Here is a 16,274-nt window from a genome sequence, read left to right as displayed (position 1 = left end):
GCCGAACAGCGGGTTGCCGCCGACGCCGAGCGGACGCCAGGCGACCGAGGTGAAGAGGCCGTTGGCGCCGGCCGTGGCGGCCTGGGCCGGGGTGAGCCCGCCCGAGGCGATCAGGGCCTGCAGGCCGGGGTTGGCGCTCGGGATGTAGAAGCCGTTGCCCTGGACCTTGGTGGTCAGGGCCGAGGTCGGGAAGTTATTGGGCGGATAGGACGGCGAGGAGTTCTCGGCGGCGACCTCGTGGCCCGAATAGAGGATTTCGGCGTGGAACTTGGTGGTGTCGGTGAGGTCGAAATTGATCTCGCCGTAGAACTGCCAGTGATCCTCGTCCTCGGTCAGATTGTCGAAGCCGAGATACTGGAACTGGCAGCTGGTCGCCGTGCCGGGGCCGGAGATGGCGCCGCAGGCCGGGTCGACCACGGGCGAGGTGTAGGTGAAGCCGGCGTTGCCGCTGGAGAGATAGAGGCCGGGATTGCCGAAGGTGGACCAGCCGCCTTGCGGGTTGTCGGTGAAGGCGCGCAGGGCGAAGTCGCGCTCGGTGGTCGAGAGCTCCGAGCGGTGACGGTAGCCGGCGGTCAGCAGGACGTCGCCGCGGTCGCCGACCCAGCCATAGGCGAGGTTGGCGTTGTAGTCGCCGTCCGAGCCCGGGATGAACGAATAGCCGCTCGAGACCTCAAGGCCGTTCAGGTTGCGCCGTGTGATGAAGTTGACCACGCCGCCGATGGCGTCGGAGCCATAGGTGGCGGCCGCACCGTCCTTCAGCACCTCGATGCGGCCAATGGCGGCCGTCGGGATCAGGTTGGTGTCGACATAGATGGTGCCGGGCGCGATCGCCATGCGTCGGCCGTTGAACAGCACCAGGGTCCGCTCGGCGCCCAGGCCGCGCAGGTTGACGTTGCCCGAACCGGTGGTCTGGCCCGCGCCGAACTGGTTGGATTCGCCGACCGCGCCGGACACGGCGGGGATCGACTTGATGAGGTCGACGGTCGAGGGCGAACCCTGCTTGGCCATCTCCTCGGCGCCGATCACGTTGACCGGCAGGGCGGCGTCTTCCGGCGTGCCGGCGATGAACGAGCCGGTGACGACGACCTCTTCGACTTCGGCGGCGTCCTGTTGGTCCTGGGTCTGGGCCTGGGCCGGAGCGGCGCCAAGGGTGAGGACCGCCAGGAGCGCGAGGGAGGAGGCTCCGGCAAGGTATTTGGGCTGTAGCAAGCGTTTCCCCTTAATATAACTACGTTATCTGCCGATATTGCGACAGAGTGCGGCGGAGGAATGCGCGGCGACTTCAGCAAAAGGCAAGTCTATTTTGCGTGTGCGTAATAATAGACTTCGAATACAAACGTCTGTTCTGTCAAAACGTATCCGAACATTGTTCAAGAATTGTGTTCTTCGTCAAAAACGTACCGTAGTTTCGAAAACTGCCGAAATTAGTCCAGGAAAATCAAGGTTCACGACTTGCGTGAGTTTCGGCGTGAGCGTCAGAATGGGACCTGTCGCTTTCGCACCACGCTGATGGAAGAATTCATGTGAGGGGTATGGAGTCGGGGCCTTGGGCCGTGACGGCGGCGTCAGCGAATCTAGGAAGCGTGTCGCTCTGTCCTGCGGGGAGAAGGAAGCACGGCGCTACGCCGCCTGGGTCTTGGCCTGGGCGAGCAATTCGAGGACGGCGGCGAGGAAGCCCTGGGCGTTGGCGCGGGCGGCGGGGACGCCGCTGACGCCGTGCCGCTCCAATTGGTCGAAGCTGCCGCCGACCGAGAACAGCATCCGGAACGCCTCTTTCTCGATCAGCGCGGTGGGCAGGATGCCGATGTCGCTTTCGCGCAGCTGTTCGACCACCTGCTTCAGCGACCGGGGTCGCAGGGCGGCGGGGACGCGGGTCAGCAGGCAGCGGTGCAGCAGCGGCGCGCCGCCGCGCTTGCCGAACTGCGCGACCATCTCGGCGGCCTTGATCGCCTGCAGGGCCTCGATGGCCGAGGAGGCCAGCGGCGTCAGGACCAGGTCCAGCCGCATGGTGGTGAAGTTCATCGCCCCGCGGATCGAACCCTCGGTGTCGAGGATCAGCCAGTCGGGTTGCTTCCGCTGGGCCTCGCGCAGGGCGTCGCGGATGTCCTGGGTCATCGGGGCGGGATGGACGCTGATCTTGTCGGGCCGGCCGGGCAGGCCGGCCCAATGGACCAGGGGCTTGTTGGGGTCGGAATCGATCATGGCCACACGCTGGCCCTGCTCGGCCAGGCCCAGGGCGAGCAGCAGCGCGGCGGTCGTCTTCCCCGCGCCCCCCTTCGGATTCACAAACGCAACGGTCGGCAAGCCAGGTCCTCTCCGGCCGCCCGGAGGCGACGCGTGGGTAGAGTAAACGCACGAGGGGCCGTTTGTGGCCAGGGGTGCGGCGGCGTGACAGACCCAGGTGTTGCGCGCAAGCCTCTTGGCCGGGCGGCGCCTTCGAGGGGGCGCCGCTTTCCAATTCGCCGTGTTACGCCTTGGCCATGGCCGCCGACGCGATCGAGCTTGTCGACATCACCAAACGCTACGGCGCCCATGCGGCGCTGGACGGCGTCAGCCTCTCCGTCGCGGCCGGACAGTTCGTGGCCCTGGTCGGCGCCTCGGGCTCGGGCAAGACCACCCTGCTCAAGACCATCAACGGCCTGGCCTGGCCGGACGCGGGAACCGTGCGGGTCGGCGGCGACTTCACCGCCGGCCGCGCCCCCCACGAGCTGCGCCGCAGGATCGGCTACGTCTTCCAGGAGATCGGCCTCTTCCCCCACCTGAGCGTGGGCGAGAACATCGCCATCACGCCCCGGCTGCTGGGCTGGGACAAGGCGCGGATGGCCGCGCGGGTCGATGAGCTGCTGGACCTGGTCGCCCTGCCGCGCGAGGTGGCCGCCCGGCTGCCCGCCGCGCTCTCGGGCGGGCAGAGGCAGAGGGTCGGGGTGGCCCGGGCCCTGGCCGCCCAGCCGGCCATCCTGCTGATGGACGAACCCTTCGGCGCCCTGGACCCGGTGACCCGCGAGGAGCTGGGTTCCGACTACCGCGCCCTGCACGAGAAGCTCAACCTGACCACGGTGATGGTCACCCACGACATGACCGAGGCCGTGCTGCTGGCCGATCGCCTCGTGGTGCTGAAGGCCGGGCGGATCGTCGCCGACGGGACGCCCGGACACCTGCTGGCCACCAGCGAAGACGCCGATGTCCGCGCCCTGCTTGAGGCGCCGCGCCGCCAGGCTGAACGGCTGCGCGCCCGACTGGAGACCGCGTCTTGAGCGCTCGGGTGGCGGATGCCTTCGCCCTGCTGCCGGAATATCTGGGCTGGCACGTGCTGCTCAGCGCCAGCGCGCTGGCGCTCGGCCTGCTGATCAGTTTGCCGCTGGCGGTGGCCGCCAGCCGCAGCCCGCGGCTGCGCTGGCCGGTCCTGGCCCTGGCCGGCCTGATCCAGACCATTCCCAGCCTGGCCCTGCTGGCCCTGTTCTATCCGCTGCTGCTGGCGCTCTCGGCGCTCAGCCTGGCGACCTTCGGACAGGGGTTCTCGGCGCTCGGCTTCCTGCCCTCGCTGCTGGCGCTCACGCTCTATTCGATGCTGCCGATCCTGCGCACGGCGACGGCGGGGATCCTGGGCGTCGATCCGGCGGTGCGCGAGGCCGCCGACGGGGTAGGCATGACGCCCCGCCAGCGCCTGCTGCAGGTCGAGCTGCCGCTGGCCATGCCGGTGATCATGGCCGGGGTGCGCACGGCCGCGGTCTGGACCATCGGGGCGGCCACCCTCTCCACCCCGGTCGGCCAGACCAGCCTGGGCAACTACATCTTCGCCGGGCTGCAGACCGAGAACTGGGTCTTCGTGCTGTTCGGCTGCGCGGCCTCGGCGGGCCTGGCCATGATCGTCGACCAACTCCTGGGTCTGATCGAGACCGGCGCGGCGCGGCGCAGGCGTGGTCTGATCGCCGCAGGCGCAGCCCTGCTGGCGGTGGGGATCGCCGCGGCCCTGCTGCCGCTGGCCAGCTTCGGCAAGCCGGCCAGCTATGTGGTCGGCGCCAAGAACTTCTCCGAGCAGTACATCCTGGCCGAGTTGATGGCCGAGCGGCTGGAGGCCGCCGGCGGGGCGGTCTCGCGCAAGGAGGACCTGGGCTCGGCGGTGGCCTACCGCGCGCTCGCCGCCGGCGAGCTCGACGTCTATGTCGACTATTCCGGCACGCTGTGGACCAACGTCCTGAAGCGCGAGGACAATCCCGGCCGCGCCGCCGTGCTCGCGCAACTGACCGCCGAGCTGAAGCGCCGCGATGGGGTGCTGGTGCTGGGGTCGCTGGGCTTCGAGAACGCCTACGCCTTCGCCATGCGCGCCGACCGCGCCCGGGCGCTGGGGGTGACGAGCCTCGCCGACCTGGCGCGGGAGGCGCCGCGCCTGACCCTGGGCTCGGACCTGGAGTTCCTGTCGCGCCCGGAATGGAAGGGCGTCGACGCCGCCTACGGCTTCTCCTTCAAGGCCGAGCGGTCCTTCCAGCCGACCTTCATGTACCGGGCGCTGTCCGGCGGCGAGGCCGACGTGATCTCGGCTTTCTCCTCGGACGGCCGCATCGCCGCCGACAAGCTGGTGGTGCTCACCGACCCCAAGGGGGCGCTGCCGCCCTATGACGCGGTGATCCTGATCTCGCCCAAGCGGGCCGGGGACCAGCGGCTGATCGAAGCCCTGCGGCCCCTGGTCGGCGCGATCACCGTCGAGGCCATGCGCGGCGCGAACTACAGCGTCGACCGTGACAGCGGCAAGGCGACCCCGGCCGAGGCGGCGCGGGCGCTGGAACAGGAGCTGGAACGCACGCCATGACCCATCCCCTTATCGAGACCACTCGCCTCATACTGCGGCCGCCCGTCGAAGATGATGTCGACAGTTGGGCCGCGCTGGACGCCGACGAGCGCGCAGTCCAATTCATCGGTGGATGTCAGAGCCGGGCGAACTCCTGGCAGGGCTTGGCGACGGCGGTTGGCATGTGGACGCTGCGCGGCTGCGGGCTGTTCTCGGTGGTCGAGCGGGACACCGGGCGCTGGGTCGGACGGGTCGGCCCCTGGGTCCCCGAGGGCGCGATCGGGACCGAGGTCGGGTGGGCGTTCTCACCGGCCGCCTGGGGGAAGGGCTACGCCACGGAGGCAGCTGGAGCCGCGATGACATGGGCGTTCGACCATTGCGGCTGGACCGAGGTCATCCATTGCATAGACGCGGACAACGCACCCTCGATCGCGGTGGCGCTTCGGTTGGGCTCGCCATGGCTGAGGGTCGACCACGAAGCCGACGGCAAGGAAGTGCAGGTCTACGGGCAGTCGCGCGAAGCCTGGCGCGCCCGTGCGGGGTCGGCGGGCTAGCCTGCCGTGTGGACGAAGGGCCCCGGCCAAGCCCCATGAGATCGGGTCCTGGTCATTCGGTGAGCAGAAGGGGCGTCAGCGACGGCCCCTGGCTTGCGATCTAAGGACGCTCCGGCATCGCCGCAATCTGCCGCTGCAGCACGTCGATGAGATTTCCCACGGCAAGGTTCAGGTCGATGAGGTGAAGACCCATTGTCGGTTCTGGACTTCCGCTCATCATCCAGTCACCTGCAATCGCGCCTGTCCTGCGATCACTCGGCTGCGGCGTTGTCGAGATTGCCAGGTAGACCCCGTGCTCGTCGTTCCTGCACTCTGCGGAATAGAGTCCGGGCGCCGTGACGAAAGGAGCGCCGATCTGGATCGGCGGCTGGGTCCAGTCGGGCTGCGGCGCGGTGAAGGCGGGGATGATCGTTTCTCCCCTCGTCGAGAGGTAGGGCCTGAGCACCCCAGCGCCGCCGCCGAGCGCCGCTGGGTTCGTGCAGACCTGTTGCTGTCCTTCGTGATGGAAGACCTTGTCTGTGGGAATCGGCCGCTCTGCGCGGACGGCGTTGTAGGCGATCACGCAGCCGGTCTGGCGGTCGTTTTGGCAGGGCGGGATCGCTTTGAAGGTTCCGCCTACAAGCTTGCCGACCGGCACCTGCACAAACCATCCGGGCAGGATCGCCGACACCAGCCGCGCTTGCAGCAACTGGTCGTCTATGCGCTCGCGGATCAAGTTGATGACCATGGCCGCGCCTTGCGAGTGCCCGATCAGGATCACGGGACGCCCGCCGTTGTCATGAGAGATGTAGTGATCCCAGGCGGCGATAATGTCGGCTTCAGCCGTTCGTCCAGCCAATGCCTGAACGTCGGACGACGGCTTCTCGAAGTCAGGCTTCATCGAAGTGGCGGTGATCTGGCGGTAGAAGGGGACGAACAGCCGGCATAGGCTTGAGAGCCGCTCTACCTGCTGGCGCACGGCTCGCCGTTCAGCCTCCGTCACGACCGGCTCGGCCGTGAGGCCCGGACTCTCCGACACGGTCGGATAGACATAGAAGCAATCGGCTTTGGGCGATGCTGCGGGCCGGAATGGTTCGGTCCAGACCGCGCCGCTCGCTTCGAGGACGGCTGCGTCGAGATCGTCGCGACAAGCCCCTGGCAGATCAGGTCGACACACCCAGTGTCGGACGTCGGCATAGTCGAGGGGAGTCGCGCTATCCGCTGGGGCCATCGCGGTCGCGTCCTTGAAGGACAGCCCCTGCACGGCCAGGGCGGCGGCGAGGCTCAGCAGCAGCTTCGTGAAATCGGACATCGGCCCACCAATCGAAAAACTACACATGTAAATCACATGGATTGGCGATTGTCGATATGCGCTGACCGACCCCGGATTCTCCCTTCGTTAACCATACCCCGGCAAAATTCGCCTAGCTTCCAATCCACCCTAATGCGTACCCCAAGAGGCCCTCGATGAACGGCGCCGAAGTTCTGGACGTCGGCCGCGACGCCATCTGGCTCACCATCCAACTCTCCGCGCCCGTGCTGATCGTCGGCCTGGTGGTGGGCGTCGGGATCGGCCTGATGCAGGCTCTCACCCAAATCCAGGAAGCGACCCTGGTCTATGCGCCGAAGATCGTGGCGATCTTCATCTCGCTGCTGGTGTTCCTGCCGCTGATGGGGGCGCTGATGAGCGGCTTCATGCGCCAGATCGCCGCGCGCATCGCGGCGATGTAGCCGCGGGGCCGATGGAAACCTACGCCGCCGCCTCGCAGGTCTATGCCGGAGGCCTGATCTTCGCCCGGATCGGGGCGATGATCATGCTGCTGCCCGGGTTCGGCGACACCACCGTGCCGCCGCGCATCCGGCTGTCCTTCGCCTTCCTGATGGCCCTGATGCTGATGCCGGTGATCGCCAAGGGCCTGCCGGTGCCGGGCACGGTGTCGGGGATCGGCACGGCGGTGATCAAGGAGGTGCTGATCGGCCTGATGATCGGGGCGATCCTGCGCATGTTCATGTCGTCCCTGGCGGCGGCCGGCGAGATCATCTCGATCCAGACGACCCTGTCCTTCGCCCAGACCGCCGCCCCCGGCCAGGCCGCGCCCTCGACCACGCTCGGCACCTTCCTGGGCCTGATCGGCGTTGTCCTGATCATGTCCACCGACCTGCACCACATGTTCCTGGCGGCGATCGTGAAGTCCTACGTCCTGTTCCCGTTCAGCCGCGACCTGGCGGTGGCCGACGCCGGCCAGCTCGCCGTCGAGACGGTGGCCGGCTCGTTCAAGCTCGGCCTGCAACTCGCCGCCCCGGTGGTGGTGTTCTCGCTGATCTTCAACATCGCCGCGGGCCTGGTCGGCCGGGTCATGCCGCAGTTCCAGGTGTTCTTCGTGGCCACGCCCCTGATGGTGCTGTTCGGCCTGTCGATCTTCGCGCTCAGCCTCGGCACCATCGGCATGGTCTGGGTCAGCCGCTACCGCGAGCTGATCAGCACGTTCGCGGCGGGCTGACATGGCCGAAGAGAACGACGCAGCCTCCAAAACAGAAGAGCCGACACCCGGCAAACTTCAGAAGGCCCGCGACAAGGGCGATGTCGTCAAGACGCCGGACCTGGCCATGGTGGCCTCGTTCGTGGGCGCGGCAGGGGTGCTGGCCATCGCCGGCGGCTGGATGTCGAACAACCTGGCCAGCGCCTTGCTGCCCTTCATCGCCCATCCCCACGCCATGGGCCTGGAGAACGGCGGCGGCGTGGAGGTCGCCCGCCAGGCCATGCTGGCCGCCGCGCCGATCCTGATCGCGGTGCTGGTGGTGGCGGGGCTGATGGGGACCGGGGGCAACCTGATCCAGACCGGGATGATGTTCACGCCCGAGAAGCTGAAGCCGGACTGGAAGAAGGTCTCGCCGATGGCGGGTCTGAAGCGGATGCTGGGCCCCGACGGCCTGATGCAGTTCTTCAAGTCGCTGGTGAAGATCATCATGGTGGCCTGGGTCGGCTATGTGGTGGTCAGGCCCTATGTCGTCCCGATGCAGCAGATGTCGGCCATGGACCCGACCGCGATCCTGCCCATGGTCATCGAGATCCTCCGCAAGCTGGTCTTCGCCGTGGCGGGGCTGATGCTGGTCATCGCCGGGGCCGACTGGTTCTGGCAGCGCCAGCGCTTCATGAAGAAGATGATGATGACCAAGGAGGAGCTGAAGGAGGAGTTCAAGAACTCCGAAGGCGACCCCCACATGAAGGCCAAGCGCCGGCAGATCCAGATCCAGCGTTCGCGCCGCCGGATGATGGCCGCGGTGCCCGGCGCCACCATGGTGATCATGAACCCGACCCACTTCGCCGTGGCGCTGAAGTACGAGGCCGGCGAGAGCGCCGCGCCCCAGTGCGTCGCCAAGGGCATGGACGCCATCGCGCTGAAGATCCGCGCCCTGGCCGAGGAGCACGGCGTGCCGGTGATCGAGGACGCGCCGCTGGCGCGCGCGCTCTACGCCGCGGTCGAGCTCGACGACTTCATTCCGCCCGCCCACTACGAAGCCGTGGCCAAGCTGATCGGCTTCATCATGCAGACCGGACGGCGCGCCGCCGGCGCCGCCTAAAGGCCTTAAACAGTTCGGATTCGTGAGAGTATCGCTGTGAGTGATTCGTCGGGGGCGCAGGCCTCCTCACTTGGGATCAACCGGGGCCGCCCAATGGCCAAGTCAACGACCGGCGAACGGGCGCGGCGGCGCTTCGACCCCTTGATGGGGTTCGCGGCCGTCTGCTTCCTCGCGGCGGTGGGCTTCGCCGCGGTGCCGGCCTTCAACGCCGGCGCCTCGACGCGGGCGGGGATCATGCTGCTGGTCGGGCTGTTCGGGGTGGCGTGCCTGGGACTCTTCGCCCTGCGCAACGCCGTCGACGCCGCCCCCGAGAGCGAGCCCAGCGCCGACAACCTGATCGACGCGCTGACCGAACCGGCCGCCATCGCCGCGGCCGACGGCCGCATCCACGCCGCCAACGCCCCGTGGCGCGAGGCGCTCGGCGCGGCCCAGCGCCTGCCCAAGGGCGGGCCGTCCGCCGCCAGCCTGTTCTCGGCGCTCACCGCCGCGCGCCGGGGCGAGACCGGCCGCGCCGCCATCCGCACCAACGGCTCCGAGCACGCCGCCACCGTCTCGCCGCTGGGCGAGCGCCGCTTCCTGGTGCGCCTGGATGACCGGCCGCCCGAGCCGCTGGCCCTGCCGGCCGCCGCCGCCGAGGTGCTGAACGCCTTCAACACCGCCAAGCCGCCGCCGCCCAAGGTGCTGGACGCCTTCGCCGCGGCCTCGCCGTTCGGCGCGGCCCTGCTGGAGGGCGAGGACGCCTTCGCCGCCACCATCGTCGAGGCCAATCACAGCCTGGCCGCCGTGGCCGGGGGCGGCCGCGCGGGCGAGGTGTTCGGCGACCTGATCGAGCCCGCCTCGCGCCTCGACGCGGCCCAGAAGCTGAAGGACGGCCATGTCGGCGCGCTGGAGGTCCGGCTGGCCCGTGACCCGGCCAAGATCGCCCACCTCTACCTCTCCAAGAGCGACGGCCGCTGGGTGGCCTATCTGGTCGACGTCTCCGAACAGAAGCAGATCGAGCTGCAGCTCTCCCAGAGCCAGAAGATGCAGGCCATCGGCCAGCTGGCCGGCGGCGTGGCCCACGACTTCAACAACCTGCTCACCGCCATCTTCATGCAGCTCGACGTGCTGGCCACCCGCCACCCGGTGGGCGACCCGTCCTATGAGGGGCTGAACGAGATCAAGTCGACCTCGGCGCGGGCCGCCGACCTGGTGCGCAAGCTGCTGGCCTTCTCGCGCAAGCAGACCGTCCAGCGCGAGACCCTGGACCTCGGCGAACTGATCAGCGAGAGCGAGGTGCTGCTGCGCCGGGTGCTCTACGAGGACGTCAAGCTCGAGACCGAGTACGGCCGCAACCTGCCCCATGTCCGCGCCGACCGCAGCCAGATCGAGACCGCGGTGATGAACCTGGCGGTCAACGCCCGCGACGCGGTGCGCGCCCATGGCGGCGGCGTGGTGACCATCCGCCTGGCGCGGGTGACCCAGGAGGAGGCCGCGGCCCTGGGCTATCCGGCCGCCGAGGGCGACCAGGCGCTGATCGAGGTCTCCGACGACGGACCCGGCATCCCGCCCGACGTGATCGACAAGATCTTCGACCCCTTCTTCACCACCAAGCCGGTGGGCGAGGGGACGGGCCTGGGCCTGGCCACGGTCTACGGTATCGTCAAGCAGTCGGACGGCTGGATCAGCGTGCACTCCAAGCCCGGCGAGGGCGCGGCGTTCCGCATCTTCCTGCCGGTTCACATCCCCACGGCGGCGGCGCCGGCCCTGACCCCCACGGTCAAGGTGGCCCCCAAGGCCCGCGACATGTCGGGCGCCGGGCGCATCCTGTTCGTCGAGGACGAGGACGCCGTGCGCGGGGTCGCGGCGAAGCTGCTGCGCGCCCGCGGCTATGAGGTGATCGAGGCGGCGTCTGGCGAAGAGGCCCTGGAACTGGCCGAGCAGCACGCGGGTATGATCGACCTGATGATCTCCGACGTGGTGATGCCGGGCATGCAGGGCCCCGAACTCTTGAAGCAGGCGCGCGCCTTCCTGCGCGGGGCGCCGGTAATGTTCATCTCCGGCTACGCCGAGGCGGAGTTCTCCAATCTGCTCGAGGGCGAGGAGAACATCTCGTTCCTGCCCAAGCCCATCGATATCAAGATGCTCGCCGAACGGGTGAAGCAGGAACTGCAGAAGGCGGCCTAGGCCCTCCTCGCCATGGAGCTCATGCAGGGATTTGAACGCGAGGTCAGCCGTCGGCTGAGCGGCACGATCGCCGCCGACGAGGACGTGCTCCACAAGTTCATCGACGCCGCCGGCGACCTGGCGGTGAACCTGGTCGTGGCCGTCCTCATCCTGGTGATCACCTTCTGGGCGGCCGGCTGGGCCTCGCGTCTGGTGCGCCGCCTGATCTCCGGGGTCCACCGCGACGGCCCGCCCGACGTGACCCTGCAGACCTTCGGCGGCTCGCTGGCGCGCTACGCCGTGATCGTCGTCGGCCTGATCGCCGTGCTGCAGCAGATCGGGGTGCAGACCACCTCGATCCTGGCGGTGGTGGGCGCGGCCTCCCTGGCCATCGGCCTGGCGCTGCAAGGCACGCTGAGCAATGTCGCCGCGGGCGTCATGCTGCTGCTGTTCAGGCCCTACCGGGTCGGCGACGTGGTCGAGATCGCCGGGCGCACCGGCACGGTCAAGGCGCTGGACCTGTTCGTCACCGAGCTCGCCACCCCCGACAACATCAAGGTGGTGATGCCTAACGCCAAGGTGTTCGGCGACGTGATCGTCAACACCAGCCACCATTCGAAGCGCCGCGTAGATGCGATTTTCCGGGTCGACACCAAGCGCGACGTGCCGGCCCTGCTCACGGGCCTCAAGGCGCGCGCCGAGGCCAATCCCCTGGTGCTGGCCGATCCTGCTCCGATGGTCGAGGTGCTGGGCATGTCGGAAGCCTTCGTCGAGGCCGTGGTCCGCGCCTGGGTCGAGCGCGACGACTATGCGGTGGTCAAGGCCGACCTGATGCTGGCCGCCCGCCTGCTGGCCGACGGGCCCGACACGCCGCTGCCGCCGACCCCCAAGGCCAAGGTCAAGCCCGCGGCCCCGGCGCGCAAGCCGCGCAAGACCCTGGTGAGGCGCCTGAGGGGCTAGAGATTCCCCAGCGCGTCGCCCTCTTTGGCGACGTTTCGGAGGGGTTGCAGCCCACAAGAGCCAAAGTCCGCCTAACCCGGCCATACGCGATAGCCCCCTGCCGAGAGCTCAGGGGCTCTGGCTTGACGGGCCCTCTGGACAGATCTATTTAAGCAATAGATTAATTAAGGACATCATTAAATGCGGACTGCGACAGACCCCTTGAGCATGACGCTCTCGGCGCTGGCCGACCCCACCCGCCGGGCGATCCTGGCGCGGCTGGCGGACGGCGAGGCCACGGTGGGCGAGCTCGCCGAGCCGTTTGCCATCAGCCTGCCGGCGGTGTCGCAGCACCTGAAGGTCCTGGAGGCCGCCGGCCTGATCTCGCGCGGCCGCGAGGCCCAGTGGCGGCCCGCTCGGCTGCAGGCCGGGCCCATGAAGGATGTCGCCAGCTGGCTCGAACACTACCGCCGCTTCTGGGAAGGCAGTTTCGACAAGATGGACGCCTATCTGGCCAAGCTCACCAAGGGAAAGCCCCATGGCCGCAAGCACTGAGCTCGGCCGCCCGGCGCACGGCGCCCCGCTGCCCGACGACGAGATCTTCATCGTCCGCGCCTTCGCCGCGCCCGCCGCCCTGGTGTTCCGCCTCTGGGAGGACCCGGCCCACCGCGCCCCCTGGTGGGGGCCGGGAGCGTCCACCTGCACCCATTTCGCTCATGAGTTCCGCAAAGGCGGCGCCTGGCGCGCCTGCATCGACTCGGCCCGGTACGGCGAGCAATGGCAGGGCGGCGTCTATCGCGAGATCGAACGCGACACGCGCATCGTCTTCACCATGGCCTGGGACCTGGGACCCGCCGGCGAGGCGGAGACGGTGGTGACCGTCACCTTCGCCGAGCGCAAGGGCGCGACGATCCAGACCTTTCACCAGACACCCTTCGCCACCGTCGAGCGGCGCGACGATCACGTCGTCACCCTGAGTCTGCTGCTCGACCGCCAGCAGGCCTATGTCGAGTCCCTCCCTCGTGGAGCAGCCTGAACCGGAGAAGCCGATGGATACCGTAAGCGTGCGCTACATCGTGGCCGACGTGGACGCGGCGGTGGCCTTCTATCGCGACCTGCTGGGCTTCAAGATCGACATGCAGGCGGGGCCGGGCTTTGCGATGCTCAGCCGTGGGCCGCTGCGGCTGTTGCTGAACCGTCCCGGCGCCGGCGGCGCGGGCCAGAGCATGCCGAGCGGCGAGGCGCCCGCGCCGGGCGGCTGGAACCGCATCCAACTGGAAGTCGGGGACCTCAACGCGGAGGTCGACAGGCTCAAGGCCGCGGGCGGACGTTTCCGCAACGAGATCGTGCAGGGTAACGGCGGCAAGCAGATCCTCATCGAGGATCCCTCGGGCAACCCGATCGAGCTGTTCGAGCCACCGGCCAGATAGGGACTAGGCCTTATCCTCGGCGCGGCGCCCGATGATCTTCATGGTTTCCAGCTGGGCCTCGGTGACGCGTTTTATCCGGGTCAGCAGCCCGCTCGCATCGCCGCCTTCGGCGATCTGTTGCTCAAGTTCCGCCAGGCGGTCGGCGGGGCGGGGCTCTTTGCGGCGGTCCATGGTCCAGCTTTCTAACGCCTGTTTATGAGCCTTGGGTAAATCCCGGCCTTGATCGCTCCCACTGTCGGGAAGTCGTCATCAAAGCTTGGCCGGAGCTTCAAGGAGCGCTGTTACGCCACGGCCGCGCCGGGCTGCCGCGAGGGGCGGGGCCGGACGCGAGGGGCGTAGACATGAAAACGAAATTTCTCACGGGCGCGGCGTTCGGCGCGCTGATGCTGGCCATGGCGAGCGCCGCGGCGGCGCAGGGCGCCACCGACGACCTGGCCGATGTGGCCGAGGTCGACGAACTGGTGGTGTTCGGCCGCGGCGAGGCCCGTCAGGTCCAGACCGTGGGCGGCGAGGAGCTGCAGCTTGAAGTGGCCGGGGCCAGCCCGCTGAAGCTGGTCGAAAAGCTGCCGAACGTGAACCTGCAGTCGGCCGATCCCTTCGGCTCCTACGAGTGGTCCTCGCGGATCTCGATCCGCGGCTTCGACCGCAACCGCCTGGGCTTCACCCTGGACGGCGTGCCGCTGGGCGACATGACCTATGGCAACCACAACGGCCTGCACATCTCGCGCGCCATCGCCGGCGAGAACGTGGGGCAGGTTGAACTGGCCCAGGGCGCGGGCGCGCTCAGCACGGCCTCGGTCAGCGACCTGGGCGGCTCGCTGCAGTTCCTTTCGCGCGAACCCGGCGCCGAGTTCGGCGGCCTGGCCGCCGCGACCGTCGGCTCCAACGACACCTATCGCGGCTTCCTCCGCGTCGACAGCGGCGAGCTGCCGACCGGCGCGCGGGGCTATCTGAGCTATTCCTACAACACCGCCGGCAAGTGGAAGGGCGACGGCGAGCAGCGCCAGAAGCAGGTGAATTTCAAGGCCGTGCAGCCGATCGGCGAGGGCGCGATCACCGGCTGGGTCAACTGGTCGTCGCGCCAGGAGCAGGACTACCAGGACCTGTCTCTCGAGATGATCGGCCGCCTGGGTCTGGACTGGGACAATTTCGCGTCGAACTACGCCAAGGCCGTGCAGGTGACCGAGATCGCGCACAATCGCGGCGAAACGGGTGTCATCCCGCGCTCCCCGTCGTTCGGCACGGTCTATCCGGCCCCGATCGTCAGCCCCGACGACGCCTATTACGACGCCTCGGGCCTGCGTGACGATATCATCGGGGCGATCAGCCTCGACCTGCCGGTCAACGACATGGTCCGGATCAAGGCCACCGCCTATCGCCACGAGAACGAGGGCCAGGGCCTGTGGGTGACCCCCTATGTCACCTCGCCCAACTACGGCGTGGCCGGCGCCACCACCAACGACGCGCCGCTGTCGATCCGCACCACCGAGTACGACATCAAGCGTTCGGGCGCGATCGCCAGCCTGACCCTGACCCTGGGCGACCACGAGATCGAGGGCGGCTTCTGGTACGAGACCAACGATTTCGTCCAGGCGCGCCGCTTCTACGCGGTCAATCGCAGCTCGTTCTCGCGCGATATCCTGGAGATGCAGTCGGGCGCCTTCCGCACCGACTGGCAGTACGCCTTCGACACCACGACCCGGAAGTTCCACCTCGGCGACACCTGGACGGTCACCGACGCCGTGAAGGTGAACTTCGGCTTCAAGTCGCTGTCGGTCGAGAACGAGGCGACCACCATCGTCGGCGCCAACAAGACCGGCACGATCAAGGCCGAGGAGAACTTCCTACCGCAGGTCGGGGTCAGCTTCGACCTGTCGGAGGACAGCCAGCTGTTCGCCGGCTATTCCGAGAACATGCGGGCCTTCGCCAGCTCGGGAACCTCGGGTCCGTTCTCGGCCTCGCAGGCCGGCTTCAACGCCATCAAGAACAAGCTGAAGCCCGAATTGTCCCAGACCTTCGAGGCCGGCTGGCGCTACAAGACCGCCGACTTCCAGGGCGTGGTCGCGCTCTACCACGTGAAGTTCGAGAACCGCCTGTTCGGCGTCGCCCAGGGCGCGGGCATCCTGGGCAACCCCTCGGCGCTGTCGAACGTCGGCGGGGTGACGGCCAAGGGCTTCGAGGCCGCCGCGGCCTGGGACTTCGCCCCCGACTGGTCGCTGTTCGCCTCCTACGCCTACAACGACTCGACCTATGACGACGACACCCGGGACGGCAACGGCGCCATCGTCGCCCGGACCGCCGGCAAGACCACGGTCGACACGCCGGAGAACCTCTTCAAAGCCGAGCTCGCCTATGACAACGGCGTGTTCTTCGGCAAGGCCTCGCTGTCCTATCTGGGCGAGCGGTTCTTCACCTACGAGAACGACCGCGGCGTTCCCTCCCAGACGCTCACCGAACTGGCCGCGGGCTACCGGTTCTCCGGCACGTCGCTGCTGGATGGGCTGGAGCTGCAGCTCAACGTCACCAACCTGTTCGACGAGAAATACGTCTCGACCATCGACTCGAACGGCTTCGCCATCCGCGGCGACAGCCAGACCCTGCTGGCTGGCGCGCCGCGCCAGGTGTTCGTCAGCCTGCGCAAGACCTTCTGAGTTTATCCCCCGCCTTGGGAGCCGGGCGGCGACGCCCGGCTCTCTTTTTTTCGCTAGATCCTCCTCTTCTGGGGCAGGGCTATCGCATATGGCCGTAGATCCAAGTGGCACGGTGGCCAGATGCTCCCCCTCTGGGGGAGCTCCCGGCCGCATGGCCGGGTGAGGGGGACTAAAATGCCCTTCAACGGAGGTTCGACCGGTCTGAGCA

General features: G+C 68.2%; 16 protein-coding genes. 12 read left to right on the top strand and 4 right to left on the bottom strand.

Annotated features, from left to right (window positions below; genetic code table 11):
* Both Q8Q77_RS16480 and Q8Q77_RS16475 read right to left on the bottom strand, forming a co-directional pair.
* Window positions 1-1,209 (bottom strand): TonB-dependent siderophore receptor (locus Q8Q77_RS16480; protein ID WP_305584741.1); only part of this gene is annotated, 1,209 nt, incomplete at its 3' end.
* 411 nt (window positions 1,210-1,620) lie between these two features.
* Window positions 1,621-2,304 (bottom strand): ParA family protein, encoded by a 684-nt coding sequence (locus Q8Q77_RS16475; protein ID WP_305584740.1) that lies wholly within the window; start codon window positions 2,302-2,304, stop codon window positions 1,621-1,623.
* A 176-nt stretch (window positions 2,305-2,480) separates the two neighbouring features.
* Here Q8Q77_RS16475 and Q8Q77_RS16470 point away from each other — a divergent pair, with 176 nt between their 5' ends.
* Genes Q8Q77_RS16470 through Q8Q77_RS16460 form a run of 3 tightly spaced genes read left to right on the top strand, consistent with a single transcriptional unit; the run spans window position 2,481 to window position 5,340 of the window.
* Complete coding sequence (locus Q8Q77_RS16470) at window positions 2,481-3,254, top strand: ABC transporter ATP-binding protein (RefSeq protein WP_305584739.1); 774 nt, start codon at window positions 2,481-2,483, stop codon at window positions 3,252-3,254.
* A complete protein-coding gene (locus Q8Q77_RS16465; protein WP_305584738.1) occupies window positions 3,251-4,807 on the top strand; it encodes a glycine betaine ABC transporter substrate-binding protein in 1,557 nt (518 codons plus the stop codon). Before Q8Q77_RS16470 ends, Q8Q77_RS16465 begins: the two co-directional genes overlap by 4 nt.
* Window positions 4,804-5,340, top strand: coding sequence for a GNAT family N-acetyltransferase (locus Q8Q77_RS16460; protein WP_305584737.1), 537 nt, complete (start codon window positions 4,804-4,806; stop codon window positions 5,338-5,340). The genes Q8Q77_RS16465 and Q8Q77_RS16460 overlap by 4 nt, the downstream gene beginning before the upstream one ends.
* Window positions 5,341-5,440: 100 nt before the next feature.
* On the opposite strand, the gene Q8Q77_RS16455 is transcribed toward Q8Q77_RS16460, so the two are convergent.
* Complete coding sequence (locus Q8Q77_RS16455) at window positions 5,441-6,631, bottom strand: DUF3089 domain-containing protein (protein ID WP_305584736.1); 1,191 nt, start codon at window positions 6,629-6,631, stop codon at window positions 5,441-5,443.
* Window positions 6,632-6,786: 155 nt separating this feature from the next.
* Here Q8Q77_RS16455 and fliQ point away from each other — a divergent pair, with 155 nt between their 5' ends.
* The 8 genes from fliQ to Q8Q77_RS16415 all read left to right on the top strand — a co-directional run bounded on the left by fliQ (window position 6,787) and on the right by Q8Q77_RS16415 (window position 13,415).
* On the top strand, window positions 6,787-7,050 hold the full coding sequence (gene fliQ, locus Q8Q77_RS16450; RefSeq protein WP_254836300.1) for a flagellar biosynthesis protein FliQ: 264 nt from the start codon (window positions 6,787-6,789) through the stop codon (window positions 7,048-7,050).
* Between the two features lie 11 nt (window positions 7,051-7,061).
* The gene (fliR, locus tag Q8Q77_RS16445) at window positions 7,062-7,820 is read left to right on the top strand and encodes a flagellar biosynthetic protein FliR (protein WP_305584735.1); all 759 of its coding nucleotides are present in this window, start codon (window positions 7,062-7,064) and stop codon (window positions 7,818-7,820) included.
* Between the two features lies 1 nt (window position 7,821).
* Entirely contained in the window at window positions 7,822-8,901 is a 1,080-nt protein-coding gene (gene flhB / locus Q8Q77_RS16440; protein ID WP_305584734.1) for a flagellar biosynthesis protein FlhB, read from the top strand.
* Window positions 8,902-8,994: 93 nt separating this feature from the next.
* Window positions 8,995-11,067 carry a cell cycle histidine kinase CckA gene (gene cckA, locus Q8Q77_RS16435; RefSeq protein ID WP_305584733.1) on the top strand — a complete coding sequence of 691 codons (2,073 nt, stop codon included), beginning with the start codon at window positions 8,995-8,997 and terminating at the stop codon, window positions 11,065-11,067.
* Window positions 11,068-11,088: 21 nt separating this feature from the next.
* Window positions 11,089-12,006 (top strand): mechanosensitive ion channel family protein, encoded by a 918-nt coding sequence (locus Q8Q77_RS16430; RefSeq protein ID WP_305584732.1) that lies wholly within the window; start codon window positions 11,089-11,091, stop codon window positions 12,004-12,006.
* A gap of 180 nt (window positions 12,007-12,186) precedes the next feature.
* Window positions 12,187-12,540, top strand: a complete 354-nt coding sequence (locus Q8Q77_RS16425) for a helix-turn-helix transcriptional regulator (protein ID WP_305584731.1) — start codon at window positions 12,187-12,189, stop codon at window positions 12,538-12,540.
* On the top strand, window positions 12,524-13,021 hold the full coding sequence (locus Q8Q77_RS16420) for an SRPBCC domain-containing protein (RefSeq protein WP_305584730.1): 498 nt from the start codon (window positions 12,524-12,526) through the stop codon (window positions 13,019-13,021). Before Q8Q77_RS16425 ends, Q8Q77_RS16420 begins: the two co-directional genes overlap by 17 nt.
* A 13-nt stretch (window positions 13,022-13,034) precedes the next feature.
* Window positions 13,035-13,415, top strand: a complete 381-nt coding sequence (locus Q8Q77_RS16415) for a VOC family protein (protein ID WP_305584729.1) — start codon at window positions 13,035-13,037, stop codon at window positions 13,413-13,415.
* 3 nt (window positions 13,416-13,418) lie between these two features.
* Here the strand turns inward: Q8Q77_RS16415 and Q8Q77_RS16410 are convergent, their stop codons facing one another.
* Window positions 13,419-13,586, bottom strand: coding sequence for a hypothetical protein (locus Q8Q77_RS16410; protein ID WP_305584728.1), 168 nt, complete (start codon window positions 13,584-13,586; stop codon window positions 13,419-13,421).
* Window positions 13,587-13,756: 170 nt separating this feature from the next.
* Between Q8Q77_RS16410 and Q8Q77_RS16405 the strand changes: the two genes are divergently transcribed.
* Complete coding sequence (locus Q8Q77_RS16405; protein ID WP_305584727.1) at window positions 13,757-16,066, top strand: TonB-dependent receptor; 2,310 nt, start codon at window positions 13,757-13,759, stop codon at window positions 16,064-16,066.
* Window positions 16,067-16,274 lie beyond the last annotated feature (208 nt).

It is taken from the genome of Phenylobacterium sp., assembly GCF_030698145.1.
Taxonomy (GTDB): domain Bacteria; phylum Pseudomonadota; class Alphaproteobacteria; order Caulobacterales; family Caulobacteraceae; genus Phenylobacterium.
This window is presented reverse-complemented; position numbering and strand designations above follow the sequence as displayed.

Bases quoted from the DNA above. Each gene is read 5' to 3' on its own strand.
- fliQ (WP_254836300.1), top strand. From the start codon at position 6,787: ATGAACGGCGCCGAAGTTCTGGACGTCGGCCGCGACGCCATCTGGCTC.
- Q8Q77_RS16410 (WP_305584728.1), bottom strand. From the start codon at position 13,586: ATGGACCGCCGCAAAGAGCCCCGCCCCGCCGACCGCCTGGCGGAACTT.
- Q8Q77_RS16405 (WP_305584727.1), top strand. From the start codon at position 13,757: ATGAAAACGAAATTTCTCACGGGCGCGGCGTTCGGCGCGCTGATGCTG.
- Q8Q77_RS16420 (WP_305584730.1), top strand. From the start codon at position 12,524: ATGGCCGCAAGCACTGAGCTCGGCCGCCCGGCGCACGGCGCCCCGCTG.
- Q8Q77_RS16425 (WP_305584731.1), top strand. From the start codon at position 12,187: ATGCGGACTGCGACAGACCCCTTGAGCATGACGCTCTCGGCGCTGGCC.
- Q8Q77_RS16415 (WP_305584729.1), top strand. From the start codon at position 13,035: ATGGATACCGTAAGCGTGCGCTACATCGTGGCCGACGTGGACGCGGCG.
- Q8Q77_RS16460 (WP_305584737.1), top strand. From the start codon at position 4,804: ATGACCCATCCCCTTATCGAGACCACTCGCCTCATACTGCGGCCGCCC.
- Q8Q77_RS16455 (WP_305584736.1), bottom strand. From the start codon at position 6,631: ATGTCCGATTTCACGAAGCTGCTGCTGAGCCTCGCCGCCGCCCTGGCC.
- Q8Q77_RS16470 (WP_305584739.1), top strand. From the start codon at position 2,481: ATGGCCGCCGACGCGATCGAGCTTGTCGACATCACCAAACGCTACGGC.
- flhB (WP_305584734.1), top strand. From the start codon at position 7,822: ATGGCCGAAGAGAACGACGCAGCCTCCAAAACAGAAGAGCCGACACCC.
- fliR (WP_305584735.1), top strand. From the start codon at position 7,062: ATGGAAACCTACGCCGCCGCCTCGCAGGTCTATGCCGGAGGCCTGATC.
- Q8Q77_RS16430 (WP_305584732.1), top strand. From the start codon at position 11,089: ATGCAGGGATTTGAACGCGAGGTCAGCCGTCGGCTGAGCGGCACGATC.
- cckA (WP_305584733.1), top strand. From the start codon at position 8,995: ATGGCCAAGTCAACGACCGGCGAACGGGCGCGGCGGCGCTTCGACCCC.